The sequence below is a fragment of the Polymorphobacter fuscus genome (assembly GCF_011927825.1).
Classification (GTDB): domain Bacteria; phylum Pseudomonadota; class Alphaproteobacteria; order Sphingomonadales; family Sphingomonadaceae; genus Sandarakinorhabdus; species Sandarakinorhabdus fusca.
This window is the reverse complement of sequence record NZ_JAATJI010000001.1, coordinates 610,067-635,270: the sequence shown is the minus strand read 5'-3', so window position 1 is coordinate 635,270 and position 25,204 is coordinate 610,067. Positions and strand designations below refer to the sequence as shown.

At 65.0% G+C, this 25,204-nt stretch carries 22 protein-coding genes, 2 tRNA genes and 1 pseudogene; 16 read left to right on the top strand and 9 right to left on the bottom strand.

Annotated elements, in window-relative coordinates; translation table 11 throughout:
* Positions 1–5: 5 nt before the first annotated feature.
* Positions 6–557, top strand: a pseudogene (locus tag GGQ62_RS16040) (phosphoribosyltransferase); the annotation flags it as partial.
* Between the two features lie 9 nt (positions 558–566).
* Complete coding sequence (locus tag GGQ62_RS16035) at positions 567–1,598, top strand: adenosine deaminase (protein ID WP_207790474.1); 1,032 nt, start codon at positions 567–569, stop codon at positions 1,596–1,598.
* A gap of 19 nt (positions 1,599–1,617) precedes the next feature.
* On the opposite strand, the gene GGQ62_RS03065 is transcribed toward GGQ62_RS16035, so the two are convergent.
* Positions 1,618–3,612 (bottom strand): lytic transglycosylase domain-containing protein, encoded by a 1,995-nt coding sequence (locus tag GGQ62_RS03065; protein WP_243446025.1) that lies wholly within the window; start codon positions 3,610–3,612, stop codon positions 1,618–1,620.
* Between the two features lie 127 nt (positions 3,613–3,739).
* On the opposite strand from GGQ62_RS03065, the gene dapA reads away from it, so the two are divergent.
* From dapA to alaS, 7 genes are all read left to right on the top strand, one after another.
* A complete protein-coding gene (gene dapA / locus GGQ62_RS03060) occupies positions 3,740–4,636 on the top strand; it encodes a 4-hydroxy-tetrahydrodipicolinate synthase (RefSeq protein WP_481133119.1) in 897 nt (298 codons plus the stop codon).
* Positions 4,636–5,115 (top strand): SsrA-binding protein SmpB, encoded by a 480-nt coding sequence (smpB, locus tag GGQ62_RS03055; RefSeq protein WP_152576547.1) that lies wholly within the window; start codon positions 4,636–4,638, stop codon positions 5,113–5,115. Before dapA ends, smpB begins: the two co-directional genes overlap by 1 nt.
* Positions 5,115–5,768 carry a sulfite oxidase-like oxidoreductase gene (locus GGQ62_RS03050; RefSeq protein ID WP_152576548.1) on the top strand — a complete coding sequence of 218 codons (654 nt, stop codon included), beginning with the start codon at positions 5,115–5,117 and terminating at the stop codon, positions 5,766–5,768. Before smpB ends, GGQ62_RS03050 begins: the two co-directional genes overlap by 1 nt.
* Entirely contained in the window at positions 5,731–7,329 is a 1,599-nt protein-coding gene (locus GGQ62_RS03045; RefSeq protein ID WP_152576549.1) for a hybrid sensor histidine kinase/response regulator, read from the top strand. The genes GGQ62_RS03050 and GGQ62_RS03045 overlap by 38 nt, the downstream gene beginning before the upstream one ends.
* Positions 7,330–7,419: 90 nt before the next feature.
* On the top strand, positions 7,420–8,499 hold the full coding sequence (recA, locus tag GGQ62_RS03040) for a recombinase RecA (protein WP_152576550.1): 1,080 nt from the start codon (positions 7,420–7,422) through the stop codon (positions 8,497–8,499).
* 7 nt (positions 8,500–8,506) lie between these two features.
* Entirely contained in the window at positions 8,507–9,343 is an 837-nt protein-coding gene (locus tag GGQ62_RS03035) for a class I SAM-dependent methyltransferase (protein WP_167649450.1), read from the top strand.
* Positions 9,344–9,406: 63 nt separating this feature from the next.
* Positions 9,407–12,085 (top strand): alanine--tRNA ligase, encoded by a 2,679-nt coding sequence (alaS, locus tag GGQ62_RS03030; RefSeq protein WP_152576552.1) that lies wholly within the window; start codon positions 9,407–9,409, stop codon positions 12,083–12,085.
* 144 nt (positions 12,086–12,229) lie between these two features.
* On the opposite strand, the gene GGQ62_RS03025 is transcribed toward alaS, so the two are convergent.
* The 3 genes from GGQ62_RS03025 to GGQ62_RS03015 all read right to left on the bottom strand — a co-directional run bounded on the left by GGQ62_RS03025 (position 12,230) and on the right by GGQ62_RS03015 (position 15,929).
* Positions 12,230–14,005: a cation:proton antiporter domain-containing protein gene (locus tag GGQ62_RS03025; protein WP_152576553.1), complete on the bottom strand. Its 1,776-nt coding sequence runs from the start codon at positions 14,003–14,005 to the stop codon at positions 12,230–12,232.
* Between the two features lie 46 nt (positions 14,006–14,051).
* A complete protein-coding gene (locus GGQ62_RS03020; RefSeq protein ID WP_152576554.1) occupies positions 14,052–15,272 on the bottom strand; it encodes an NADP-dependent isocitrate dehydrogenase in 1,221 nt (406 codons plus the stop codon).
* An 87-nt stretch (positions 15,273–15,359) separates the two neighbouring features.
* The gene (locus tag GGQ62_RS03015) at positions 15,360–15,929 is read right to left on the bottom strand and encodes an LOG family protein (RefSeq protein ID WP_243445972.1); all 570 of its coding nucleotides are present in this window, start codon (positions 15,927–15,929) and stop codon (positions 15,360–15,362) included.
* A 92-nt stretch (positions 15,930–16,021) separates the two neighbouring features.
* Here GGQ62_RS03015 and GGQ62_RS03010 point away from each other — a divergent pair, with 92 nt between their 5' ends.
* Together GGQ62_RS03010 and GGQ62_RS03005 are read left to right on the top strand one after the other, a co-directional pair.
* Complete coding sequence (locus tag GGQ62_RS03010; protein WP_424022203.1) at positions 16,022–16,792, top strand: phosphatidylserine decarboxylase; 771 nt, start codon at positions 16,022–16,024, stop codon at positions 16,790–16,792.
* Between the two features lie 20 nt (positions 16,793–16,812).
* Positions 16,813–17,571, top strand: a complete 759-nt coding sequence (locus GGQ62_RS03005) for a CDP-alcohol phosphatidyltransferase family protein (RefSeq protein ID WP_243446601.1) — start codon at positions 16,813–16,815, stop codon at positions 17,569–17,571.
* Here GGQ62_RS03005 and GGQ62_RS03000 read toward each other — a convergent pair.
* A complete protein-coding gene (locus GGQ62_RS03000; protein WP_152576557.1) occupies positions 17,526–17,714 on the bottom strand; it encodes a hypothetical protein in 189 nt (62 codons plus the stop codon). The two genes, GGQ62_RS03005 and GGQ62_RS03000, sit on opposite strands and share 46 nt — an antisense overlap.
* Before the next feature lie 142 nt (positions 17,715–17,856).
* Here GGQ62_RS03000 and GGQ62_RS02995 point away from each other — a divergent pair, with 142 nt between their 5' ends.
* The gene (locus tag GGQ62_RS02995; RefSeq protein ID WP_152576558.1) at positions 17,857–19,485 is read left to right on the top strand and encodes a long-chain-fatty-acid--CoA ligase; all 1,629 of its coding nucleotides are present in this window, start codon (positions 17,857–17,859) and stop codon (positions 19,483–19,485) included.
* Positions 19,486–19,746: 261 nt separating this feature from the next.
* On the opposite strand, the gene GGQ62_RS02990 is transcribed toward GGQ62_RS02995, so the two are convergent.
* Together GGQ62_RS02990 and GGQ62_RS02985 are read right to left on the bottom strand one after the other, a co-directional pair.
* Positions 19,747–19,822 (bottom strand) — tRNA-Ala (locus GGQ62_RS02990).
* A gap of 85 nt (positions 19,823–19,907) precedes the next feature.
* A tRNA-Gln gene (locus GGQ62_RS02985) sits at positions 19,908–19,981 on the bottom strand.
* A 167-nt stretch (positions 19,982–20,148) separates the two neighbouring features.
* Between GGQ62_RS02985 and GGQ62_RS02980 the strand changes: the two genes are divergently transcribed.
* The 4 genes from GGQ62_RS02980 (at position 20,149) to aguB (ending at position 23,900) form a co-directional block, all read left to right on the top strand.
* Entirely contained in the window at positions 20,149–21,225 is a 1,077-nt protein-coding gene (locus GGQ62_RS02980) for a Ppx/GppA phosphatase family protein (protein WP_152576559.1), read from the top strand.
* On the top strand, positions 21,222–21,947 hold the full coding sequence (locus tag GGQ62_RS02975) for an RlmE family RNA methyltransferase (RefSeq protein ID WP_152576560.1): 726 nt from the start codon (positions 21,222–21,224) through the stop codon (positions 21,945–21,947). Before GGQ62_RS02980 ends, GGQ62_RS02975 begins: the two co-directional genes overlap by 4 nt.
* A 109-nt stretch (positions 21,948–22,056) precedes the next feature.
* Positions 22,057–23,028: an agmatine deiminase family protein gene (locus tag GGQ62_RS02970; protein WP_243446602.1), complete on the top strand. Its 972-nt coding sequence runs from the start codon at positions 22,057–22,059 to the stop codon at positions 23,026–23,028.
* 8 nt (positions 23,029–23,036) lie between these two features.
* Positions 23,037–23,900 (top strand): N-carbamoylputrescine amidase, encoded by an 864-nt coding sequence (aguB, locus tag GGQ62_RS02965; protein WP_152576562.1) that lies wholly within the window; start codon positions 23,037–23,039, stop codon positions 23,898–23,900.
* On the opposite strand, the gene GGQ62_RS02960 is transcribed toward aguB, so the two are convergent.
* Positions 23,873–24,505, bottom strand: a complete 633-nt coding sequence (locus tag GGQ62_RS02960) for a lambda-exonuclease family protein (protein WP_152576563.1) — start codon at positions 24,503–24,505, stop codon at positions 23,873–23,875. The two genes, aguB and GGQ62_RS02960, sit on opposite strands and share 28 nt — an antisense overlap.
* Positions 24,505–25,194 carry a uracil-DNA glycosylase gene (locus GGQ62_RS02955; protein ID WP_152576564.1) on the bottom strand — a complete coding sequence of 230 codons (690 nt, stop codon included), beginning with the start codon at positions 25,192–25,194 and terminating at the stop codon, positions 24,505–24,507. The genes GGQ62_RS02960 and GGQ62_RS02955 overlap by 1 nt, the downstream gene beginning before the upstream one ends.
* Between the last annotated feature and the right edge of the window lie 10 nt (positions 25,195–25,204).

Here is a 25,204-nt window from a genome sequence, read left to right as displayed (position 1 = left end):
CGGACATGGCAGACGACAAGGTCTATATTTCGGCCAATGAATTGCTGGCGGACAGCTTCCGGCTCGGCAACATGGTGCTCGAAAGCGGTTTTGCCCCGACGCACCTTGTTGGCATCTGGCGCGGCGGCGCGCCGGTCGGCATCGCGGTGCAGGAGCTGCTCGAATACCACGGCGTCGTTTGTGACCATATTGCCGTGCGCACATCCTCCTATAGCGGCATCGACCAGCAGACGCCCGAAGTTCGGGTCTTCGCGCTCGGTTATCTGATCGACACTCTGGGTCCCGACGACCGGTTGCTGGTGATCGACGATGTGTTCGACAGCGGCCGCAGTATCGAGGCGTTCCTGCGCGAGCTGGCGCTGCGGTGCCGGCACAACATGCCGCGCGGGGTTCGCATCGCGACCGTCTATTACAAGCCGACGCGCAATCGCACGGCGCTGAAACCCGATTTCTTTGTTCACCAGAGCGACGCCTGGCTGGTTTTTCCGCACGAGGTCAACGGGTTGACCCTGGACGAAATCCGCCGCCACAAGCCCGAGGCCGCGGCCATTCTGCAACGCGCCCCAATGACCGATTTTGCTTCCGCCGTCGATCGTGCCGATTTCATCGCCGGTCTGCCCAAGGCCGAACTGCACCTGCATATCGAGGGGTCGCTTGAGCCCGAGATGCTGTTTGCGCTGGCAAAGCGCAACGCGGTCGCCATCCCGTTCGAATCGGTCGAGGCGGTGCGCGCCGCCTATGAATTCTCCAACCTGCAGGATTTCCTCGATATCTACTATCAGGGCATGTCGGTGCTGCAGACCGAGCAGGACTTTTTCGACCTGACCGCGGCCTATCTTGCGCGCGCCGAAGCCGATGCGGTGCGGCACGTCGAAATCTTTTTCGATCCCCAGGGCCATACCGAGCGCGGCGTTGCCTTTGCCGTGGTGATCGGCGGCATCGCCCGGGCGCTGGATGCGGCGCGGGCGCGGGGGGTGACGTCGCGGTTGATCATGTGCTTCCTGCGCCATCTCGACGAGGCTGCCGCAGAGGCGACGCTCGATGAAGCGCTGCCGTATCTCGCGGTGATCGATGGTGTCGGGCTCGATTCCTCCGAAGTCGGCCATCCGCCGGCAAAGTTTGCGCGCGTGTTCGCGCGGGCGCGGGCGCTGGGTCTGAAGCTGGTCGCCCATGCCGGTGAGGAAGGGCCGCCGGCCTATGTCCATGAAGCGCTCGATGTGTTGGGGGTCGATCGCATCGACCATGGCAACCGTGCGCTGGAGGATGCGGCGCTGGTGGCGCGGCTGGCGACCGGGGGGATGTGCCTGACGGTGTGCCCGCTTTCCAATCACAAGCTTTGCGTGGTGGACGATCTTGCTGCGCACCCGCTGCGGCGGATGCTCGACGCGGGATTGGTGGCGACGGTCAATTCCGACGATCCGGCCTATTTCGGCGGCTATGTGAATGCCAATTTCGTCGCGGTGGCGGACGCGCTCGACCTGCGGCGCGACGAGATCGTGGCCCTGGCGCGGAACAGCTTTGCCGGATCGTTTCTGGGTGAGACCGACAAGGCGCGTCATCTGGCAGCGATCGACGCCTATGTGGCGCAGGCCGGCTGACCGGTCATGTGGATGGTGGTCAGCCCGGGGTGCGCTTGCCGAGATAGGCGCTGAGCCGGTTGTTGCTCGGCATGGTCGCGGTCTGCGGGTGGAGAAGGTCATAGACGACGGCGTTCTCAAGGACGCGCTGGACGTAGTTCTTGGTTTCGGACAGTGGAATTGCCTCGATCCAGTCGATGACGTCTTCGCCGGTGCGCGGATCGCCGTTGGCGGCAAGGAATTTCCGCACATTGCCGGGGCCGGCATTGTAGCCGGCGACGGCGAGGACATGGCTGCCGGCAAAATTGTCCTTCAAGCGATTGAAATAGGCCGAACCCAAGGTGACGTTGTAGATGGGGTCGGTGGTCAACCGTACTGTCGATGATGGCAGGCCGAGCTTGGCGGCCTGTTCGGCGGCGGTGCTCGGCAGCAGCTGCATCAACCCCTGGGCGTTTGCGACCGAGGTGATGCTGCGATCGAACTGGCTTTCCTGCCGGGTGATGGCGTGGATCATCGAGAAGTCGCGCGCCAAATTCGCCGGCAACGGGATGACCGGGAAGGCCGCATCGAGCAGCGCCAGCTCGCCTGCGCCGCGCGCGGCCTTGCCGACAAAGACGCCGAGATCGGGGCGACCGAGCGGAGCGGCCAGACTGGCGACCAGCGTCTGGTCGGCGAGACTGTTGGCGCGGTCGGCGAGCTGGCGCAGGAAGATCGCCTGGCGCCCGCGGTCGCCGAGGTCGCCGAGCGCGAAGACAGCGCGCACGAGCGGATCCGCGCGGAAATTGTTCGCCTTGTCGGCCGCCGGCGTTGGTGGTGCAACGCGGCGGACAGCCAGCGGCTTGCCCAACCGTTCCGATGCCAGCTGGCCGTAGAAATAATCGAAATGATCGGCAGCCGCGCCATAGGCCTTGCGGGCATCGTCGCTGCGCCCGGCGGCTTCGGCGGCGCGACCCGTCCAATAATCGCCGCGCGACTGGCTGATCGGCGTCTGGGAAGCGGCGCGGACATTCTGGAAGTGGGTGATGGCCTGGGCGGCGCGGCCGAGCTTGCGCAGCGCCAGCCAGCCGGCGAGGAATTCGCTGTCGACATAGACCTGACGCTCGCCGAGCGAGCGGTCGGCGACGGATTTGCCGATCGGAAAGGCGCTGTGCTGCGCGGCGATTCGATAGGCGGTTTCGAAATTCCCGCTGCGCCAGGCCTGACGGGCGAACTCCAGCCGTGTCTTCATCCAGCTTTCGGGGTCGCGCGCCGAACCCGGTGTCACCGGCGTGCCGGCAAGCAGCGCCTGCGCCGCCGCGGGGTCGGTGCGGCGCAGGAACAGCGCGCGATCGACGATCAGGCCGGGGTCGCGGCGCAGACTGTCCGGGACCACGGCCAGGCGATTGAGCGCATCGGGTGCATTGGTGCGCAGGGCGATGCGGGCGAGCACCCACAGTTTGTGATCCATATCGAGCCGCGGCAGCATCCGCGACGCGGCTGTCGTCTGGCCGCTCCACAACAGCCGGTCGGCGCGGGCCAGATGGTCTTCGGGGCGCAAATCGTTCTGGAACAGCGCCAGAAGCTGGGTTTCGGCGAGCGCATCCAGCCCGGCCGAATCCCAGGCGTCGCGGGCGGTTTCGCGGGCTTCGCCGCTTCGCGCCAGGCGAAACTGGGCCTCCGCCAGTCGCAGTTTCGCAAGCGCCGACAGGGGCGGGAACTGGCGGAAATAAGCGATGCGATCGAGGTCCGAGACATTTTCGTCGATCAGCTTTTCGGCCTGGCGGCGCAATGTCACCGTCTGTGGCCAGTCAGGATGATCCTTTAGGAACTGCGCATATTCGCTGAAGCGAGCGACGCCGGACTGGGCATAGCTGTCGCGCCGCAGCTTGTCCCAGGTGACGACGGCATCGAGCGTGGGATCGGAGGTTGCGCCGACGAGCGGCGCGCCGGCGAGCCCGCCATATTGGCCGGCGGCGTTGGCGGCGAGGCGCGCTGTGTAGAGGCTGCATGTCGCATCGCCGACGTCGGCCAGGGCCGGCTTCGCCAGGCCGAACATCAAGGCCACTGCAAAGACTTGTCTTGCCAAGCGGCGCCTGCGCTCCATATCAGTCCCGGACACGATCATCATGTCGACTGCCATAGGCGGTTGCGCGGCGATGGTGAAGGCTTTGAGGAATTCGACTGTGCCCGGCGTTGATGGCGGACTGAATATCCGGGGTTCGATCCCGGCGCTGGTGACGCCGTTTCGCGACGGCGCGGTGGATTTCGACGCGCTGGCGGCGTTCATCGACTGGCAGGTGACCGAGGGCAGCAGCGGGCTGGTGCCGTGCGGGACGACCGGCGAATCGCCGACCCTGACGCACGCCGAACATTATGCCGTCATCACCCGGACGGTGGAGGTCGCGGCCGGCCGGGTGCCGGTGATCGCCGGCTGCGGTTCCAACGATACGGCGACGGCGATCGCCCATATGGCCCATGCCGAGAAAGCCGGCGCCGATGCGGCCCTGATCGTCGTGCCCTATTACAACAAGCCGTCGCAGGCCGGGCTCATCGCGCATTTCGAGGCCTTGGCCGCGGCATCGACACTGCCGATCATCATCTACAATATCCCCGGCCGATCGGTGGCGGACATGACCACCGAGACGATGGCGGTGCTGGCGCAGTTGCCGAGCGTGATCGGCGTCAAGGATGCGACCGGCAATCTGGCCCGGGTGTCGGCGCAGCGCGAAGCCTGCGGAGCGGATTTTGTCCAGCTTTCGGGCAACGACGACATGGCATTGGGCTTCAACGCCATGGGCGGCATCGGCGCGATTTCGGTCACGGCCAATGTCGCGCCGCGACTGTGCGCGCAGTTCCAGGCGGCGACGCTGGCGGGCGATTTCCGCACTGCGCTTGCCATCAACGACCGGCTTTATCCGCTGCACGCGGCGCTGTTCAGCGATGCAAGCCCCGGGCCGACGAAATATGCGCTGGCGCGGCTGGGCCGGATGGCGGGCGACGTGCGCCTGCCGATCGTCGCGCCGTCGGCGGCATCGAAGGCGGCAGTCGACGCCGGCCTTGCCCGCGCCGGGCTTGCCTGATGGCACGGCCGCACAAGGACACCGTCAAGGTCAAGACCGTCGCCGAGAACCGGCGGGCACGGTATGAATATTTCATCGAGGATGTGGTGGAGGCCGGGATCGCGCTGGCCGGCACCGAGGTGAAGGCGCTGCGCGGCGGCGAAGGCAGCATCGCCGAGGCCTATGCCGAGCTGAAAGACGGGCAGATGTGGCTGGTCAACGCCAATATCCCCGAATTCAGCCATGGCAACCGTTTCAACCATGAACCGAAACGGCCGCGAAAGCTGTTGCTGCACGAGCGCCAGATCCACAAGATGGGGTCGGCGGTGGCGCGGCAGGGGATGACGCTGATTCCGCTGTCGATCTATTTCAACGACCGGGGTCGCGCGAAGGTGGAACTGGCATTGGGCAAGGGCAAGCAGCTTCACGACAAGCGCGAGACCGAGAAGACGCGCGATTGGAAACGCGATGCGGCGCGGATCATGCGGGAGCGGGGGTGATGACGGACGAGGGTGGCTTCCGGGACAAGCTGGTTGCCGTCAAACAGGCGTGGGCGCGCGCCGGTCGGTTGCTGACCGGCACCAGCGACGAGGAACATGCCAACCGCCTGCCGCCGGGCCAGCGGCTGGTGACCAACTGGCCTGTGCTCGACCTTGGCATCCAGCCCGATGTGACTCGCGCCGAATGGCGGCTGACGGTCGATGGCGCCGTGGTCAATCCGCTGGTCTGGGACTGGGACGCACTGATGGCGCAACCGGTGTTCGAGGATGTATCCGACATTCACTGCGTGACCCAATGGTCGCGCTACGACAATCGCTGGCAAGGCGTTTCCACCCAGCAGCTGCTGGCGGTGGCGCAGCCGTTGCCAGGGGCCACGCATGTGATCCTGCACGGCTATGACGGTTACACGACCAACGTTCGTCTCGACCACTTTGCCGAGGATGACTGCCTGTTGGCGCACAGCCATGACGGCGCCCCGATCAGCCGCGAACATGGGGGACCGGTGCGCGCAATCATCCCGCGCTGGTATCTGTGGAAATCGGCCAAATGGCTGAAACGCATCGAAATCGTCACAGCCGACAAGCCCGGGTTCTGGGAAACCCGCGGCTATCACAATGAAGGCGACCCCTGGACGGAACAGCGCTACGGCTGAGTTTCTGCCTCTGGCGGGCGCAGCACCGCGTGGCTGGCCGGCGCCGTTTTCGACCGGCGGCGCCCGGCTGATGGCGGGCCATGTCGTCAGCGGCCTGCCTCTGGCGGTCGCGATGACCGACGCCGAAGGCAATATCATGGTGCGCAACGAGGCGTTCCGCATCACCGTCGGCGCGGACGAGATCGTCGGTGATACCGTCGAATCGATGGTTGTCGCGGAGGCGCGGCCGGCCATGCGCGCCGCCTTCGACAAGGTGCTCGCGACCCGCGAGTCGGTGGAGGTGCGCGCCGCCGTTCTCGGACGACCCGAGGAAAGTCAGCTCATTCTGTTGCAGGCTATGCCGCCCGGGATCGGCTTTTCGATCATCATTTCGCTGCGCGATATCCGCGAGCAGTTGCGAGTCGAGGCGCAGGTGGCAGCGGCCACACGGATGCAGGCGGTCGGCCAGCTTGCCGGCGGTGTCGCGCATGACTTCAACAATATCCTGACGGCGGTGCTGATCCTGACCGACCAGTTGCTGGCGCGGCACCCGGATGGGGAGGATAATGGGCCGCTGACCGAAATCCGTCGCAACGGGTTGCGCGCCGCTGCGCTTGTCGAACAGTTGCTCGCCTTTGCCCGGCAGCAGCCACAGCGCCAGCAGCTTCTCGACCTCGAACAAGTCATCGAAGGCTTGCGGCCGCTCGTCGGGCAGCTTGTCGGCCCGGCGATCAGCGTCGCCATCGAAGGTACGCCGCTACAGTCGGCCGTGCTGGCCGACTCCGGCCAGATCGAGCAGGTCATCGTCAATCTGGCAGTGAATGCCCGCGACGCCATGGGGGGCAACGGTCGGCTGACGATCCGCTTTGCCGAGATTCCGGCCGAGGCGATCGAGGAGGAAGGTCACCGGATCATTCCGCGATCGGATCATGTGCGGCTCGACATCATCGACAGCGGCACCGGGATCCCCCCCGAGATTGCCGGCAAGATCTTCGAGCCGTTCTTCACCACCAAGCCGATGGGGCAGGGGACCGGGCTGGGCCTGTCGACCGTCTATGGCATCGTCAAGCAGAGCGGCGGCTATGTCTTTGCGAACCCGGCCGACATTGGCCATGGCACGATGTTCAGCATCTATCTTCCAGCGGCACCCAAGCCCGAGCAGGAGGTGCCGACATTGTCGGTGGCGCCGGCGCCGGTCGACCATGGTCGGCTTCGCGGCCTTCGGGTCCTGCTGGTGGAAGATGACGGCGCGGTGCGCGTGACATTCGACCGCGCGCTGCAGCGCATGGGGCTCACCGTGGTCGCCGTGGGCTCGGCGGACCCGGCGCTGGTCCTGCTGGAATCGCCCGAAGCATTCGATATCCTGGTGTCGGACGTGATGATGCCGGGGATCGACGGCGTGGAGCTGGCTGCACGGGCGCGGGTCATGCGGCCCGACCTGCCGCTGGTGCTGATGTCCGGCTATGCCGAAATGCCGCTGCACCGCGCCGCCGATGCCCAGGGCGTGCATTTCCTGCCCAAGCCCTTTTCGCTGATGGAGCTGATGGACGCCATCGCCGAAGTCGTGCCATTGCGCGCGTGAATCTTCTGTTCTGCACTTGTTCTGCAAGAACAAAAAGGATACACATGGGCCATTGACGCGGTTTGGCAGACGTTTACGAAGGGAATCAAGATGGCGGCGGCATTGAAGGTGGTGGGCGCGAGCATGGCAGCAGCAGACAATCGGGCCAAGGCGCTGGAAGCGGCATTGGCGCAGATCGACAGGGCGTTCGGCAAGGGCTCGGTGATGAAGCTCGGGTCCCGCGAGACAATGGAGGTGGAGGCGATTTCCACCGGGTCGCTCGGGCTCGACATCGCGCTTGGCATTGGCGGCCTGCCGCGTGGTCGCGTCATCGAAATCTATGGGCCGGAAAGCTCGGGCAAGACGACATTGGCGCTTCATGCCATTGCCGAGGCCCAGAAGGGTGGCGGTACGGCAGCCTTTGTCGACGCCGAACACGCGCTTGACCCTGCCTATGCCAAGAAGCTGGGCGTCAACATCGACGAATTGATCGTATCGCAGCCGGACACCGGCGAGCAGGCGCTGGAGATTGTCGACACGCTGGTGCGGTCCAATGCCATTGACGTGCTGGTCATCGATTCGGTGGCGGCGCTCGTGCCGCGGGCCGAGATCGAAGGCGAAATGGGCGACAGCCATGTCGGCCTGCAGGCACGGTTGATGAGCCAGTCGCTGCGCAAGTTGACCGGGTCGATCAGCCGGTCGCGTTGCACGGTGATCTTTATCAACCAGCTGCGCATGAAGATCGGCGTGATGTACGGCAACCCGGAAACGACGACCGGTGGGAATGCGCTGAAGTTCTATGCGTCGGTACGTCTCGACATTCGCCGCACCGGCCAGATCAAGGACCGCGACGAGGTCGTCGGCAACACGACGCGGGTCAAGGTCGTCAAGAACAAGGTGGCGCCGCCGTTCAAGCAGGTCGAATTCGACATCATGTACGGCGAAGGCGTGTCGAAACTGGGCGAAATTCTGGACCTTGGCGTCAAGGCAGGGGTTGTCGAAAAATCGGGCGCATGGTTCAGCCACGATTCGATCCGGATCGGCCAGGGCCGTGAGAATGCCAAGAAGTTCCTCAAGGAACATCCCGAGATGGCGGACAAGATCGAGAAGGTGATCCGCGACAATGCCGCCGGGATTTCAGACGCGCTGATGGCCGGCCCCGATGCGGACGATGCCGATAGCGAGATGTAGGTCCTGGATGTCGAACGCCGATCAGATCGAATATTGGAACAGCAAGGTCGGCGACACTTGGGCGCGGATGCAGGATCGGCTCGACCGTGCCTTCACACCGGTCACGGTCGCACTATTGTCGGTGGCGGCACCGCAGCCGGGGGAAGATGTCCTCGATGTCGGTTGCGGCAGTGGTGAGACGACCCTGGCGCTGGCGGGGGCCGTGGGCGAGGACGGCAGCGCGCTCGGGATTGATGTGTCGGAGTCGTTGCTGGCCAAGGCGCGGGAGCGGGCCGAGGAACTGCTGGTCGAAGCCGATTTTCTGGCGGCTGATGCTGCGACCTACGACGACGCTGGCTTCGACCTGATCCTGTCGCGTTTTGGCGTCATGTTCTTTGCCGATCCCGTCGCGGCATTCGCCAATCTGCGTCAACTGGCGGCACCGGGGGGTCGCCTGTGTTTTGCCTGTTGGCAGTCGCCGTCCGAGAATTTGTGGGCGAAATTGCCGATGCAGGCGTTGGCCGGCCTGTTGCCCAACGTGCCCGCCGTAGACCCGAACACTCCGGGGCCTTTTGCCTTCGCCGAACCCGAGCATGTGCACGCCATATTGAGCGCGGCAGGATGGCAGGATATTGCCTTCGACGACCTCCCATTCTCGATGCTTGTCGGGGATGGGGATGATCCTGTCGCGGCAGCCGTGAACTTTAATTTGCGGATCGGCCCGGCCGCGCGTGCGGTGCGCGATGCCGGCGCTGCCGCCGAAGCCGCGGCGCCCGGCCTGCTGGCGGCGGCACTCTCACCATATCGGACGGAGGACGGGGTCGGGCTGCCCGCGGCGGTCTGGCTCGTTTCGGCGCGTGCCTGATGGCACTGGTCGCAATGTCACTGGTCCTTGAGCATCGCCGTGCGGTCGCCTAAGTCCTGAGCCATGATCACCAGCAACGACATTCGCCGCAGCTTTCTCGACTATTTCGGCAGGGCCGGGCATCGCATTGTACCGTCGGCGCCGTTGGTGCCGCAGAACGACCCGACGCTGATGTTCGTCAACGCCGGCATGGTGCCCTTCAAGAATGTCTTCACAGGACTGGAATCACGGCCCTATTCGACCGCGGTCTCGTCCCAGAAGTGCGTCCGTGCCGGTGGCAAGCACAATGATCTGGACAATGTCGGATACACCGCCCGGCACCACACGTTCTTCGAAATGCTGGGAAATTTCAGCTTCGGCGACTATTTCAAGCCGCAGGCGATCGAACTTGCCTGGACGTTGCTGACCAAGGAATGGGGCATCCCGGCGGAAAAGCTGACCGTCACCGTCTACCACACCGATGACGAGGCGGCTGCGCTTTGGAAGAGCATCGCCGGTCTTCCCGACGAGCGCATCATCCGGATCGCAACCAACGACAATTTCTGGTCGATGGGCGATACCGGTCCGTGCGGTCCCTGTTCGGAAATTTTCTACGACCACGGTGATCATATTCCGGGCGGCCCTCCCGGCAGTCCCGACGAGGACGGGGACAGGTTCGTCGAAATCTGGAACCTGGTCTTCATGCAGTATGAGCAGGTCGACGCCGCGACGCGCCTCGATCTGCCGCGGCCGAGCATCGACACCGGCATGGGGCTCGAGCGCATCGCCGCCGTGCTGCAAGGCGTCCATGACAATTACGATACGGACACGTTCAAGGCCTTAATCCGCGCCAGCGAGGAGCGAACGCAGCCGGCAGCGAATGCGGGTCAAATTGCGTCACACCGGATCATCGCCGACCATCTGCGTGCCTCGGGTTTCCTGGTGGCCGATGGCGTGCTTCCTTCGAACGAGGGCCGTGGCTATGTCCTGCGGCGCATCATGCGGCGCGCCATGCGCCACGCGCATCTTTTGGGTGCGGCCGAGCCATTGATGTACCGGCTTGTCCCCGCGCTTGTCGCCGAAATGGGGGTCGCATTTCCCGAATTGGCGCGCGCCCAGCCGTTGATCGAGGAAACGCTGAAGCTCGAGGAGACGCGCTTTCGCCAGACATTGGTCAATGGGCTGCGATTGCTCGATGAGGCGACAGCCAAAATGGGCCCGGGCGACATTCTGCCCGGCGATGTGGCGTTCAAGCTCTACGACACGTTCGGCTTCCCTTATGACCTGACCGAGGATGCGTTGCGCGCGAACGGCCTATCGGTCGACCGCGCCGGTTTCGACACGGCGATGGCCGAACAGAAGCGCGCTGCCCGCGCCGCGTGGACGGGGAGCGGTGCCAAGGCGTCCGACACGGTCTGGTTCGATATCGTCGAGGCGTCGGGGGCGACCGAATTCACGGGCTACAGCAGCACCCGGGGCCAGGCCCAGGTCGTCGCGCTGGTCCAGGGCGGCAAGCAGGTGCGGCAGGTCGAGGCGGGCGCCGACGTCGATATCGTGACCAACCAGTCGCCTTTTTACGGTGAGTCGGGCGGGCAGGCGGGTGACGCGGGCTCGATCGTCGGCGAGGACATGGAAGCAGCGGTGCGCGATACATCGAAGCCGCTTGGAAAATTGCATGTTCATCATGCGACCGTGACCAGCGGGACGATTACGGTCGGCGATACGGTGACGCTGACGGTCGATGCCGACAAGCGCGCCCGATTGCGCGCCAACCATTCGGCGACCCATCTTTTGCATGCCGCGCTGCGCCACCGGCTCGGAGGGCATGTGACGCAGAAGGGTTCGCTTGTTGCCGCCGATCGCTTGCGCTTCGACTTCAGCCAGCCGCGGGCGTTGACGCCCGACGACATTGCCGCTGTCGAAGCGGAGGTGAACGCGCAGATTCGCGGCAACCGCGCCGTGTCCACGCGGCTGATGACGCCCGACGCGGCAATTGCAGCCGGAGCGCTGGCGCTGTTCGGCGAAAAATATGGCGACGAGGTCCGCGTGCTGAGCATGGGCGGCGACGACGAAGCCATTTATTCGACGGAACTGTGCGGAGGCACCCATGTCAACGCATTGGGCGACATCGGCCTGTTCAAGATCACATCCGAATCGGCGGTGGCAAGCGGTGTCCGTCGTATCGAAGCGCTGACGGGCGAGGCCGCGCGGCAGTATCTGAACGACCAGGAAAACCGGCTGCGTGCAGCGGCGACGGCGATGAAGGTTCGGCCTGACGAAGTGCCGGCGCGGATCGAAGTCTGGGCCGAAGAACGTCGCAGGCTTGAGCGCGAACTGGCCGAAGCCAAAAGAGCGCTGGCGCTTGCCGGCCCGCCATCGGCCGGTGCGAGCACGGGTCCGGAAATCGTCGGCGGCGTCGGCTTCATCGGCCAGGTTCTCGAAGGGCTGGAAGCAAAGAATTTGCGCGGTCTGATCGACGAGGCGAAGCAGACCCTGGGGTCGGGCGTCGTTGTTCTCGTGGCGGTGAACGACGGACGAGGGTCGGTCGCAGTCGGCGTGACCGATGATCTGAAGGACATGCGATCCGCGGTCGATCTTGTTCGCACCGCTTCGGCTGTGCTTGGCGGCCAGGGTGGTGGTGGCCGGGCAGATTTCGCCCAGGCCGGGGGGCCCGAGGGTAGCAAGGCCGCGGACGCTATTGCTGCCGTTCGCCAGTCATTGGCCGATCAGCCCATCACCGCTCCGGTCGCTGCCATTTCATGATGAGGAAATAGTCAAGGCAGGCGTTCGGCAAAAGCGCCCCTCGCCGCCAACGCCGCGGCCGGCGACTTGTGCCTCCACTACGACGTAGCGCACCTGCCGGCGCCCGACGTCACGCAACATCTTGTCAGCCGCCGTCCGCCGCGCTCATGTTTCCTCCCGCGGCAGCGCTGACCGCGCGCGGCTGCGCAGCGTCGGACGGATCCGCTGGTTTGCGCCGGCCTGGATCCGCTCGCGAAGTTCGGCGCGCTTTTCGTGAATGGAGGCGATGACAGGCCCCATGGCGACACCAAGGTCGACGAGAACGGCTTCGGCGAGCTGCAGGCTCGATTCGACCGTTTCCGGGACCGCCTCGCTAGCACCCAGGTTGTAGAGTTGGCTGGCATGATCGGCATCACGGGCGCGCACCACGACGCTGAGATCGGGGTAGCGCTCCCGGATGAGGCGTACGAGGGTTTCGAGGCTTTGGGCGGCATCGATGGTGAGGACAACAGCCCGCGCCGATTCAAGGCCGAGCTGGCTAAGCAGTTCGGGGCGCCGAGCATCGCCGTAAACGACGGATCTGCCTTCGAGCCGCAGCCGCGCAACCTCATCGGGGTCACTGTCCACCGCCAGATAAGGCTTGCCATGGGCATCGAGCATCGCTGCCACCAGCTGTCCGACGCGACCGAAGCCGATAATGATCGTCCGCCCCGGCACCGGGATTTCGTCATGTCGTTCGGGCGATGGCGCATGACCAAGGTGCGCTTCCAGCCGCTGCCCGAGAATACCGAGCAGCGGCGCCAACGCAAGCGCCAGGCCGGTGATGAGCAGCGCGGTCTGTGCCGGCTGCCCGCCGGTAAGGCCGATCGCTGATGCCGTGCCGAGCAGGATGAGGCTGGTTTCCGATGGTGCGGCGAGCAAGGCCGCGACATGGGCCGAAACACCGGCACCGCGGCCGAAGCGACGCAGGACCGCGAACATCGTCAGCCCCTTCACCACGCAGACCGCAATGACGCCGCCGATGACCAGAAGCGGGTCGGCCACGACGGCGGCAAGGTCGAGTTGCATCCCCACCCAGATCAGGAACACCCCGAGCAACAGACCCTGGAACGGCGCGATAGCGGCTTCGATCTGGCGGCGGTAATCGGTTTCGGCGAGCATGGCACCGGCGATGAGCGCGCCGATGGCGGGCGAAATGCCAACGCTCGTCGCGGCGGCAGCGCTGCCGATCAGCACGACAAGCGAGGCGGCGAGAAACAGTTCGGGCCGGCGCGTGCGCGCGGCCTGAAGGAACAGCGTCGGCACCACCAGCCGCCCTGCAAGCATGATACCGGCGATGGCAAGCAGGCCCATGCCGAGTGACGGGAAGAAGCCGCCGCGCGCACTGCCGGCGGTGATCAGCAGCAGGATCGGCGCGATGGCGATATCTTGCGCCAACAATATGCCGAACGATGTGCGGCCGGCCTGCGTGCCCATGCGGCCGCTTGCGCTGAGCATCTGAAGCCCGACGGCTGTCGAGGACATGGTCAACGCAATCGCAAAGGCCGCGGTAACTCCGGCGCCGAGCCCCAGGGGCAGCATGGCGAGCATCAACGCGGCAGCGCAGGCGACAATCTGGGCTGTCCCGACGCCGAACACGAGCTTTCGCATGGTTCGGAGCCGGTCGACCGACAATTCGAGCCCGAGTGCGAACAGCAGTAGGCAGATGCCGATTTCGGCCGGTGCTGCCAGGACCTCCGCATCGGAAATACTGAAGGCGCCAAGCAGCGGAATATGCTCTGCGAGCGCGCCGAGACCGAACGGCCCGACGCCGATGCCGATAAGGATGAACCCGACGACGGGCGAAATGCGCAACGCTGCAAAGGCCGGAATGACCAGCCCGGCGGCGCCAAGGACAATGACGATGTCCTTGAACGCCGAAGATTCAATCGGCAACGACATGGGGTCAGACTGGCATGAAACAACCGTAACGCCAGCCTCAATTCGATCAGCCGGCCGAAATCGCCCGATCGAGATTGGAGCGCACCGCCTCGAAGAATTTCTCGGTCGTCATCCACGCTTGGTCCGGCCCGATCAACAGTGCCAGATCCTTAGTCATCGCACCGGATTCGACGGTTTCGATGCAAATCCGTTCCAGCGTTTCGGCGAATTCGGTGACCTTTGGCGTGCCATCGAGCTTGCCGCGATGCTTCAGCCCGCCGGTCCATGCAAAGATCGACGCGATCGGGTTGGTGCTGGTCGGCTTGCCTTCCTGGTGCATGCGGTAGTGACGCGTAACGGTGCCATGGGCCGCTTCGGCCTCCACCGTGCGGCCATCGGGGGTCATGAGGATGGAGGTCATCAGGCCCAGCGAACCAAAGCCTTGCGCGACCATGTCCGACTGCACATCGCCATCATAATTCTTGCAGGCCCAGACGAACTTGCCCGACCATTTGAGCGCCGAAGCGACGAGGTCATCGATCAGGCGATGTTCGTACACGATGCCGGCCTTGCGGTATTGTGCCTTGAAATCGTTGACATAGACTTCCTCGAACAGATCCTTGAAGCGGCCGTCATAGGCCTTGAGGATGGTGTTCTTGGTCGACAGATACACGGGCCACTGCCGCGCCAGGCCATAGTTGAGGCAGGCACGGGCGAAGTCGCGGATCGAGTCATCAAGGTTGTACATGCCCATGGCGACGCCCGCGGACGGATAATCGAACACTTCGTGCTCGATGGTCTCCTCGCCATCCTGGCTGACCCATTTCATCATCAGCTTGCCGGGGCCGGGGACGAGAAAATCGGTGGCGCGATACTGGTCGCCAAAGGCGTGGCGACCGATGACGATGGGATCGGTCCAGCCGGGGATGAGGCGGGGCACCGACTTGATGACGATGGGCTCGCGGAAGACGACGCCGCCCAGGATGTTGCGGATGGTGCCGTTCGGCGACTTCCACATGCGCTTCAGTCCGAATTCCTTCACCCGGGCTTCGTCGGGCGTGATGGTCGCGCATTTCACGCCGACGCCGAATTCGCGAATGGCATTGGCCGATTGCACCGTGACCTTGTCATCGGTGTCGTCGCGGTTCTCGATGCCGAGATCAAAATACATCAGGTCGATATCGAGATAGGGCAGGATCAACTGCTCGCGGATCCATTGCCAGATGATCCGCGTCATCTCGTCGCCATCGAGCTCGACGACGGGATTTTCGACCTTGATCTTTGCCATGCTGTCCTCACGCCTTGTCATGGTCGGCCCCGTGATGACGCAGGGCAAACGCTGTCCGCCCCGTCTAGGGTGCCGATGTGCGAGGGGTCAAGAATTGCCGGTTGACGGCGTGCGATTTCGCGGCGGCAGCAGTGCGGCGAGGGCCGCCAGATCGGGCAGCGGCACCGCCAGCCGGTCAAGGTGTGCCGGCGCAAAACCCTCGGCGGTCAGATGGCGCATCAGTGCCAGCAGTGGCGCCCAATAGCCGTTGTCGCCCATCAGCCAGATCGGCTTGTCATGGATACCCAATTCGCGCCAGGTCATCGATTCGAACAGCTCGTCGAGGGTTCCGATGCTGCCCGGCAGCGCCAAGATTGCGTCCGCGTGCATATGCATCAGCGCCTTGCGGGCATGGAGTGTTTCGGTGACGTGCAATTCTGCAAGCCCTGGCTGCGCGATTTCCACCGTCATCAGGCTTTGCGGAATCACCCCGACAACACGGCCACCCGCGCCGAGCGCTGCACGCGCCATGACGCCCATCAGGCCGACACCGCCACCGCCGTAGACGAGCGTGACGCCATGTGTCGCAAGCAGGGTGCCGAGTGCTTCGGCCAGCGCCGCATGGGCAGGATCATGGCCGGATCGCGACCCACAGAAAACCAGAAGCGAACGTATCATCGGCGCCTTATGGCGGACCGCAGCGCGTGCGTCATCCATGTCGCAGCGGCGGCGATTTGCGCGCACCGTGCCACACGGCTAAAGCACCAGGCATGACAAGCGAATTGCCGACCGAAATGGAAACCGTCCCCGATCGCCCGCTGGCAATCGTTCCAGGGGAATCGGCGCGTTACAAACTGCCGTCGATGCACCCGGAAGGGCGCAAGTTCGTCGGCATTGCCGCCGCGGCCGTGCTCGTCACCGGGTTCATCTTCCATTGGGAAGCCGTGGCCTGGTTGTTGGCCGGCCTGACGATCTGGGTGGCGGCGTTCTTTCGTGATCCGATTCGGGTGACGCCGGTCGACCCCGGCCTTATTATCTCGCCTGCCGACGGCCTGGTCAGCCTGATCACCAGTGTCGAGCCGCCGCGCCAGTTGGCGGGCGAGGGCGGACTGTCGGCCGGCCCGTGTACGCGGATTTCGGTGTTCATGAATGTCTTCGATGTCCATGTGAATCGGTCACCGATCGCCGGCACTTTGACACGCATTGTCTATGTACCGGGCAAGTTCCTGAACGCGGATCTCGACAAGGCCAGCGACGACAATGAACGGCAATATTTCATAGTCGAGAGCGCCGACGGCACGCGTGTGGCCTTCACCCAGATCGCCGGGCTGGTGGCGCGGCGGATCATGCGCTTTGTCGAGGAAGGCACGCGGCTGGCGATTGGCGAGCGGGTCGGGCTGATCCGGTTCGGCAGCCGGGTCGATGTCTATCTGCCAGCTGGTTATGTGCCTGCGGTCATCGTGGGTCAGCGCGCCGTGGCTGGCGAAACCGTGCTTGCCAGGCAGGGCAGCGCAGCGCTGCTCGGCGGCATAGCCCAGTGATTGATCGCCCGCGGCGCCACGTGCGCGGGATACCGCTTCGCGCCCTGATCCCGAATGCGGTCACGGTGCTGGCGTTGTGCTTCGGACTGACCGGCGTCCGTTTCGGTATTGCCGGGGAATGGGAAAAGGCGGTGGCGTCGATCATCGTCGCCGGTGTTCTTGATGGCATCGACGGACGGATCGCGCGCTTGCTGAAGGGCGCGACGCGGTTTGGCGCGGAACTCGACTCGCTGTCCGATGTCACCGCCTTCGGGGTGGCGCCGGCGCTGATCGTCTATCTCTGGTCCTTGCAATATCTGCCCGGGATCGGCTGGGTGATCGCTCTGTCGCACGCCGTCACCTGCGCGCTGCGACTTGCGCGCTTCAACGCGCAGATCGATGCGGCGCCGCAGCCGCACAAGCGCGCCGGGTTTCTGACCGGCGTGCCGGCGCCGGTTGCTGCCGGACTGACGCTCAGTCCCTTGTTCCTGACCTTCTGGCTGGAGCCAGCGCTGCTCGGCGATCCGCGCGTGCGCGCAACGCTGGTCAGCCTGGTCGTGCTGCCGGTGGCGTTTCTGATGGTGTCCAGCCTGCCGACCTTCAGCTTCGGGTCGCTGCGGCTGCGACCGTCGCAACGTCTGCCGGCGCTGGTCGCGGTCGGGTTGTTCGCCGGTGCGCTGTTTTCAGCGCCGTGGATGACGCTGACGCTGAGCTGCATCGCCTATGCCGCCACCATTCCGTTCGCAGTGCGCAGCTACGCCCGGTTGCAGCAGCGCGAAGCCGCGACGCTGTCCGCGTAAGCGGCCGCTCGCTCCGGCCTGGCCACGTCCGGCGCAGCGCCTCGAAGCGCCAGCATGATGGACGGCCACGCCTCCGTCAGCATCGTCGCGACCAGCGCATGGATAGCCGCAAATGCAAGCATGATGACGATGGTGACGATCATGGTCTTACCCCTTGTTTCGTATCGTGTGTCGCATCTCGTGTCGCGTCGAACCCCCGACGTTCCCTATATGTTCTAAACTGCGGTCGTTGTCAAACGGGCCAGGGTGGCTAAGGTCCGGGGCAATGATTTTGGGGAGATGACAATGTTGGGCACGATGCAGGATTGGCCGCTGCTGGTCTGGAAGCTGATCGACCACGCGGCGACCAACCATGGCGACCGCGAGGTCATCAGCCTGACGTGTGAAGGCGGGGTGCATCGCAGCAACTGGCGCACCGTCCATGGTCGCGCCCGGCAGGTGGCCGAGGCATTGCGGCGGATGGGGATTGTTCCAGGTGACCGCGTCGCGACATTGGCGTGGAACACCTATCGACATGTCGAAGGCTGGTACGGCATTTCGGGAATGGGGGGCGTTGCCCATACGATCAACCCCCGCCTGTTCGACGACCAGATTGTCTATATCGCCAACCATGCCGAAGACCGGATCCTGTTTTTCGACCTGACCTTCGTCAAGCTGGTCGAGCGGCTGGCGCCGCGGTTGACCAGCATCGAACATTTCGTGCTGATGACCGACCGCAGCCATATGCCGGCGGATTCCACGCTCGACCTTCTTTGCTACGAGGAGCTGATCGCCGCCGAAGACCCGGCGATGGCATGGACGCCGGTGCCGGAAACCGCCGCAGCCGGACTTTGCTATACCAGTGGCACCACCGGCAACCCCAAGGGGGTCCAGTATAGCCACCGCTCGAACGTCCTTCATGCGATGGCGGCGTGCATGACCGATACGTTCGGGCTGGGCGCCGCATCGGTGGTCTGTCCCATCGCACCGATGTACCATGCCAACGCATGGAGCATACCCTATACCGCCGCCGCCGCCGGCGCGAAGCTGGTGATGGGCGGCCCGCATTTCGACGCGCCGACCTTGCAGAAGCTGATTGTCGATGAAGATGTCGATGTCGCACTTGCTGTGCCGACGATCTGGCTCGGCATGTTGCAGCATCTGGAAAAGGCCGGCGGTGGGCTCGGCAAGCTGAAGCGCACCGCGATCGGGGGTTCGGCGGTGCCGCGCAGCATGATCGAGGCGTTCGACACCCTTCACGGCGTCCATGTCATGCAGCTGTGGGGCATGACCGAAATGTCGCCGCTCGGTACGGTCGGCACAGCATCGCCCGAAGTCCTGGCAATGCCTTACGAGCAGCAGATCGACTATCGTGTGAAGCAGGGCCGGGGGCTTTTCGGGGTCGAGATGAAGGTCGTCGATGAAGACGGCGCCGAGATCCCGCGCAACGGCACCGATTTCGGTCGGTTGATGGTGCGCGGTCCCTGGATCGTCGGCAGCTATTTCAAGGGCGACGGCGGCCAGGTGCTCGATGCCGATGGCTGGTTCGATACGGGCGATGTCGCGACGCTGGATGCCCTCGGTTACATGCACATCGTCGATCGGTCGAAGGATGTGATCAAGTCGGGCGGCGAATGGATCAGCTCGATCGATCTTGAAAACGCCGCTGTTGGCGCGCCCGGCGTCGCCGAGGCGGCGGTGATCGGTATCGCCCATCCGAAATGGGACGAGCGGCCGCTCCTGCTGGTGCGCCAGAAAGAGGGTGCGACTGTCTCCAAGGAAGCCGTGCTGGCCTATCTCGACGGCAAGATCGCCAAATGGTGGATGCCCGACGATGTGCTGATCGTGGAAGATCTGCCGCATACGGCCACGGGCAAGCTGCTCAAGACCGAACTTCGGGAGCGCTACAAGGATTACCGGCTTCCAACCGCGTGAGTGTGATGGTCGCGACGCGCCGCGCCAGCCGCCAGTGGTGACCATCGGCATCCTGTCCGAGCAGCGTCGTGGCACTGAAAGTTTCCCTGCAGCGCGCCGGTAAGCGCAACTGACCGTTCGGTTGCGCCAAACCTTGGTGCTCGACCGACTATGTCGACGCAATCGTCGGATCGTGCGTTGTTGCAGCCCGGATTAGTCCGTGACCTGGAGCCGGGATCACCGCCGTGAGAGCGAAGGCATGTACAAAAGGCCGCCAGAAGTTGGTGGAGCAAGGGAGGATCGAACTCCCGACCTCAGCAGTGCGATTGCTGCGCTCTCCCATCTGAGCTATTGCCCCACAATCGACGGAAGATGGCCCGTATAAGAGGGCACCCGGAGCGATGCAATATCGCTTTTGCAGAGGGAACATCGGTCGGGCGGGCTGGATGCCCCGTGAGGATTCGAACCTCAATTAACGGAGTCAGAGTCCGTAGTCTTACCTTTAGACGACAGGGCATTGGGCCAGCGTCCGACCGAGATGGGGCGCATAGGCAGGACTGGGTGCGAAGTCAATCGCCGAACCGCCGGGCGGGGCCGGTTTGCGCTTTTTTGCAAGGCGCATTACCTTTGCCACAGGTGCTGCGGTTCTGTTCGAGCCGTCGGTGATTGAAATGGATCAACATCATGTCGGCATACGCCGATTCCGCCGGGTCGATGCGGCCCGGCACCGGTCAGGAGCGTGGGGTCCCCACGGCCCTGGCACGCGGCCCGCGCTATCGGCGGGGTCGAAGCTATGGCGCGCTCGACCTTGGCACCAACAATTGCCGGCTGCTGATTGCCCAGCCCGGGCCACAGGGTTTCGTCATCATCGATGCCTATTCGCGCGTCGTGCGCCTGGGAGAAGGCTTGATGGAATCGGGTCGGCTTTCCGATGCGGCCATGGACCGGACGGTGGCGGCATTGGCGGCGTGCGCCGACAAGTTGGCGCGGCGGGATGTGCGGTTGACGCGCAACGTGGCGACAGAGGCGTGCCGGCGCGCGGCCAATGGAGTCCGCTTCGTCGAGCGCGTCTACGCCGAAACCGGCATTGCACTCGACGTGATCAGCGCCGCCGAGGAAGCGCGCCTGGCGGTCCTCGGCTGCCAGACGCTGATCGATCCGGCCGGGCCGCCCGCGCTGGTGTTCGACATCGGCGGCGGATCGAGCGAATTGATGCTGGTGTCGCCCGAGGCCGGAGAGGGCGGGCAGCCGGCAATCCTCGACTGGATCAGCCTGCCCTGGGGGGTCGTCAGCCTTGCCGAAACCGAACCGCAATGGCCGCGTGCCGAAGATCGCGCCGCTGCCTATGCCCGAATGCTGGGCCGGGTGACGCCCTTGCTCGACCGCTTTGCTGCCCGGCTGGCGGCGCGGCAGGTTGCGGACGTGCAACTGCTTGGCACCTCGGGGACGATCACCACGCTGGCGAGTGTGGAACTGGGGCTTCCCGGCTATGACCGGCGGCGCGTCGACGGCTGCCGTGTGGGGACAGAATCGATGACGCAACTTTGCCGGTCGATCGCGGCGCGGAGCGTGGAGGAGCGGTCGCGGATCGCCTGTGTCGGCGCCGACCGCGCCGAACTGATCGTGGCGGGGTGCGCGATTCTCGATGCCATTCTGATGCGTTGGCCGGGCGGGGAGGTGCGCGTTGCCGATCGTGGCATTCGCGAGGGTATTTTGCGCAGCCTGATGGCGCGCGACGGCGTCTGGACCGCAACATCATGACCGGCAGCAAGAATGGCCATGGCAGTGGCGCGGGCGCCGGCAACGGTCCCAGCGGGCGGTCGCGCGGCGGCAAGGTAAAGGTGCGCAACACCCATCGTCGCACGACGTCGTCCAACCAGTGGCTCGCCCGCCACCTGAACGACCCTTATGTCGCTGCTGCCAAGGCCGCGGGGTATCGCAGCCGCGCCGCCTTCAAGTTGAAGGAGCTCGACGCGCAGTTTTCGCTGCTCGGCCAGGTCGATCGGGTGGTCGATCTGGGCGCGGCGCCGGGGGGCTGGTGCCAGGTGGTGCTGGAACGGCGGCCGCGCGCGACGGTGGTCGGTATCGATCTGCTGCCGATTGAGCCGATCGCCGGGGTCACCTTGTTCGAGAAGGACATATTGGACGACGACACCGAGGCGCTGCTGCTCGGCGCGCTCGGCGGGCAGGCCGATATCGTGCTGTCCGACATGGCCGCCAACACCGTCGGCCATCAGATGACCGACTATCTGCGCACCATGGGGCTGATCGAGGCGGGACTCGATATGGCAGGCCGCCTGCTGCGGCCCGGCGGGACCTTTGTTGCCAAGGTGCTCGCGGGAGGTGGCGACGGCACGCTGACGGCGTTGCTGAAACAGTCGTTCGCCACGGTCAAGCACGTCAAGCCGCCTGCCAGTCGCAAGGGTTCGAGCGAATGGTATGTGGTGGCGCAGGGGTTCAAGCCGAGGTCGCCGGACGCCTGAACGGGGCGGTCGGACATTGCGTTGGGCTCGCCGGGCTGGCAAGCAAAGGTCATCTACATCCTGCTTCGCTGGCGCCCGCAGCCGGTGTTGCCAGCCGCGAGGACACCCAGTGACTGCACGCCAGCCTGCCGAATGGATGCCGCATGCGGCAACATGGACAGCGTTTCCCAGCGCCGCCGACCTTTGGGAGGACGACCTTGCCCCGGCGCAGGCCGAAGTTGCGGCAATGGTCCGCGCGATTGCGGCGGGCGAACGGGTCGAGCTGCTCGTCGCCAACGATGCCGCGATGACGGTCGCGCGCGACATGCTCGCCGGGGCCGACGTCGGTTTCCATGCCTATGGCTTCGGCGATATCTGGCTGCGCGACACCGGGCCGCTGTTCATGCAGTCGCCGGTCGGCCCGGCCGGCGCCGGGTTCCGCTTCAACGGCTGGGGCGGCAAATATGACTTGCCCGGTGACGATGGCGTGGCGGCGTTCGTGGCCAAGGCGGCCGGGGTGCCGTTGGCCAGACACGGCTGGGTGCTGGAAGGCGGCGCCATCGATTGCGACGGCACCGGGCTGGCGGTGACGACCGAACAATGCCTGCTCAACCCCAACCGCAATCCCAAGATGGACCGGGTCGAAGTCGAATCGCATCTGCGGCGGGACTTGGGTATCGACCGGGTATTGTGGCTGGGGGAGGGGTTGCTCAACGACCATACCGACGGCCATGTCGACAATCTGGCGCGCTTCGTGGCGCCCGGCGTGCTGGCGTTGCCTGTTGCGGCGGCGGACGATCCCAATGCCGATGTCTTCAGCGACGCCCACGAGCGCGCCCGCGATTTCGGGCTGGATGTGGTCGGGGTGCCGTCGCCGGGGCGCGTGCTGCGCGATGGCGCGATCGTGCCGGCCAGCCACATGAACTTCTATATCGCCAACAGCGTCGTGGTGGTGCCGACCTATGGCGCCGCATCGGACGCGGCGGCCGTGGCGGCAATCGGCGCGCTGTTTCCGGGGCGGGATTGTATCGGGCTTCGGGCAGACCATATTCTCACCGGCGGCGGCAGTTTCCACTGCATCACCCAGCAACAGCCTGCCTGAGGACAACGATGCGCGAAATCACTGTTGCCGGCCTGCAATTGGCCTTTACCGGGGTGCGCGAGACCGACATCGCGCACACCGCCGCTGCGGTTCGCGATGCGGCGGCTGCCGGGGCGCAGGTGATCCTGCCGCCGGAATTGTTCGAAGGGCATTATTTTTGCCGGCATGAGGATGAGAGCCTGTTTGCAACCGCGTTGCCGCTCGGCAAGCATCCAGCGGTGGCGACGATGCAGCAGGTCGCTTTGGAAACGAAAACCTATATCCCGACGAGCTTCTTCGAAAAGGATGGCCCCCACCATTACAATAGCCTGGCGATGATCGATGATGGCGGCAACATCATGGGCGTCTATCGCAAAAGCCATATTCCCGATGGCCCGGGCTATGAGGAAAAATTCTATTTCCGCCCGGGCAATACCGGGTTCAAGGTGTGGGAGACGCGCCATGGCGTGATCGGCGTCGGGATTTGCTGGGACCAATGGTATCCCGAGACTGCGCGCCACATGATGTTGCAGGGCGCCGAGGTGCTGATGTTCCCGACCGCGATCGGCAGCGAACCCCACGACCCGCTGCTCGACACGCGGCGGATGTGGCGCCGCGCCATGCAGGGCCACGCTGTCAGCAACGTCGTGCCGGTGGTGGCGTGCAACCGCGTCGGGATCGAGGAAGCGGGGACACCGCACGCGCAGGATTTCTACGGCACCAGCTTCATCGCCGATCAGCGTGGCGACATCGTTTCGGAACTCGATGACAAGGCACCGGGCCGGGTGATGGCGACCTTCGACCTCGACCTCGCGGCGAAGCATCGGGCGGCATTCGGCTTTTTCCGCGACCGGCGGCCGGAACTCTATGGACGGCTGGCGCAGGACGTCTGACGCGCCTGTTGCACACGCTGCCAGAAGGCGGCGCCGCGGCGGTTCAGTTCGGCAATATACACGTCGTCCCGCCGTTCGGTGATCAGCAGGGGCGGCCGCCCGGGCAGCCAGACCCAGAAGTCGATCGTTTCGAGGCCGGTGACGGCCAGGGTTTGCTGCAACTGGCCGATGTAATGTGCGGGGACGCGGCCGGATTGTGCCACGGCAGCATAGGTAGCGGCGCCGCATTTGATTTCGAGCAGGCGCCCGGTGGCAAGGTCGGCACCATCGAGGCTGGCGCGCTGCCACGGGCGGTCGGTCGAAGCGAGGCAGACCGGCACCACGTCGCTGCCGTGGCGCTGGCGGTACAGCCGTCGTGCCTGCGCTTCCAGGCCATTGTCTTCGCGGACCGGCGCTGTCCCGAACAGGTCCGCCACCGCCGGCAGCGGCCGCTGCCGGCGCTGGGCGCCATAGCGTGGCGGCGCGACCTTTTCGGCAAATAGCGCGCCGGGGCTGCGCCAGGGATTCTGCCCCATGAGCGCCGCTGCGTCGGAGGCGCCGATACCGTCGTGCCGCCAGCGCAGCCAATCGGCGCTGCCCTGTTGCAGGTCGACAATTTCGTACATCACTTCATCGCGAGCGCCGCTTCGAACACCGCTTCGAACATCGGTGTCGTCAACCGGCCGGTGTTGGTGTTGAGCTGCGAGCAGTGATAGCTGTCGATGATGGTGTAACCGGTGTGAAGCCGGTGCACCGCCCCATGGCCGAACGGAGTCTTTGGCAGCTTGCCGCCGAGTGCCTTGACGGCCGACTGATGCGCCGTCCCGCCGAGCGCGATGACGACCTTCAGATTGGGCAGGCCGCGGTAGTGTTCGACGAGATAGGGCCGGCAATTGTGGATTTCGGCGGTGTCCGGCTTGTTGCCGGGGGGCACGCAGCGCACGGCGTTGGTGATGAAAATGCCGTCGAGCATCACGCCATCCTCGACATTGGCGGCGTAGGTGCCGTGCGCCAACCCGAATTTGATCAGCGTGTTGTAGAGCAACACGCCCGCGCCATCGCCGGTGAAAGGCCGCCCGGTGCGGTTGGCGCCGCGGACGCCGGGGGCGAGGCCGGTCACTGCCAGCCAGGCATCGGGGTCTCCGAACCCCGGCACCGGAGCATTCCACCAGCCTGGATGCTTGACGCGCAGATCGGTGCGCATCGCCACCAGCCGGGGGCAGAGCGGGCAGTCACGCGGGGCGTCGCCGGGGCGAAGCTGGTAGACCGGATAGGGCAAATGCGGGGCGGGTAGGGATGCTGCGTCGATTTCCATCGGGCAAGCG

What these genes read in the sequence shown, in the direction of transcription:
- GGQ62_RS16035 (WP_207790474.1), top strand. Translation starts at nt 567, where the DNA reads ATGACCGATTTTGCTTCCGCCGTCGATCGTGCCGATTTCATCGCCGGT.
- GGQ62_RS03065 (WP_243446025.1), bottom strand. Translation starts at nt 3,612, where the DNA reads ATGTTCGGCCTGGCGAAGCCGGCCCTGGCCGACGTCGGCGATGCGACA.
- smpB (WP_152576547.1), top strand. Translation starts at nt 4,636, where the DNA reads ATGGCACGGCCGCACAAGGACACCGTCAAGGTCAAGACCGTCGCCGAG.
- GGQ62_RS03050 (WP_152576548.1), top strand. Translation starts at nt 5,115, where the DNA reads ATGACGGACGAGGGTGGCTTCCGGGACAAGCTGGTTGCCGTCAAACAG.
- GGQ62_RS03045 (WP_152576549.1), top strand. Translation starts at nt 5,731, where the DNA reads ATGAAGGCGACCCCTGGACGGAACAGCGCTACGGCTGAGTTTCTGCCT.
- recA (WP_152576550.1), top strand. Translation starts at nt 7,420, where the DNA reads ATGGCGGCGGCATTGAAGGTGGTGGGCGCGAGCATGGCAGCAGCAGAC.
- GGQ62_RS03035 (WP_167649450.1), top strand. Translation starts at nt 8,507, where the DNA reads ATGTCGAACGCCGATCAGATCGAATATTGGAACAGCAAGGTCGGCGAC.
- alaS (WP_152576552.1), top strand. Translation starts at nt 9,407, where the DNA reads ATGATCACCAGCAACGACATTCGCCGCAGCTTTCTCGACTATTTCGGC.
- GGQ62_RS03025 (WP_152576553.1), bottom strand. Translation starts at nt 14,005, where the DNA reads ATGTCGTTGCCGATTGAATCTTCGGCGTTCAAGGACATCGTCATTGTC.
- GGQ62_RS03020 (WP_152576554.1), bottom strand. Translation starts at nt 15,272, where the DNA reads ATGGCAAAGATCAAGGTCGAAAATCCCGTCGTCGAGCTCGATGGCGAC.
- GGQ62_RS03015 (WP_243445972.1), bottom strand. Translation starts at nt 15,929, where the DNA reads ATGATACGTTCGCTTCTGGTTTTCTGTGGGTCGCGATCCGGCCATGAT.
- GGQ62_RS03010 (WP_424022203.1), top strand. Translation starts at nt 16,022, where the DNA reads ATGACAAGCGAATTGCCGACCGAAATGGAAACCGTCCCCGATCGCCCG.
- GGQ62_RS03000 (WP_152576557.1), bottom strand. Translation starts at nt 17,714, where the DNA reads ATGATCGTCACCATCGTCATCATGCTTGCATTTGCGGCTATCCATGCG.
- GGQ62_RS02995 (WP_152576558.1), top strand. Translation starts at nt 17,857, where the DNA reads ATGTTGGGCACGATGCAGGATTGGCCGCTGCTGGTCTGGAAGCTGATC.
- GGQ62_RS02980 (WP_152576559.1), top strand. Translation starts at nt 20,149, where the DNA reads ATGTCGGCATACGCCGATTCCGCCGGGTCGATGCGGCCCGGCACCGGT.
- GGQ62_RS02975 (WP_152576560.1), top strand. Translation starts at nt 21,222, where the DNA reads ATGACCGGCAGCAAGAATGGCCATGGCAGTGGCGCGGGCGCCGGCAAC.
- aguB (WP_152576562.1), top strand. Translation starts at nt 23,037, where the DNA reads ATGCGCGAAATCACTGTTGCCGGCCTGCAATTGGCCTTTACCGGGGTG.
- GGQ62_RS02960 (WP_152576563.1), bottom strand. Translation starts at nt 24,505, where the DNA reads ATGTACGAAATTGTCGACCTGCAACAGGGCAGCGCCGATTGGCTGCGC.
- GGQ62_RS02955 (WP_152576564.1), bottom strand. Translation starts at nt 25,194, where the DNA reads ATGGAAATCGACGCAGCATCCCTACCCGCCCCGCATTTGCCCTATCCG.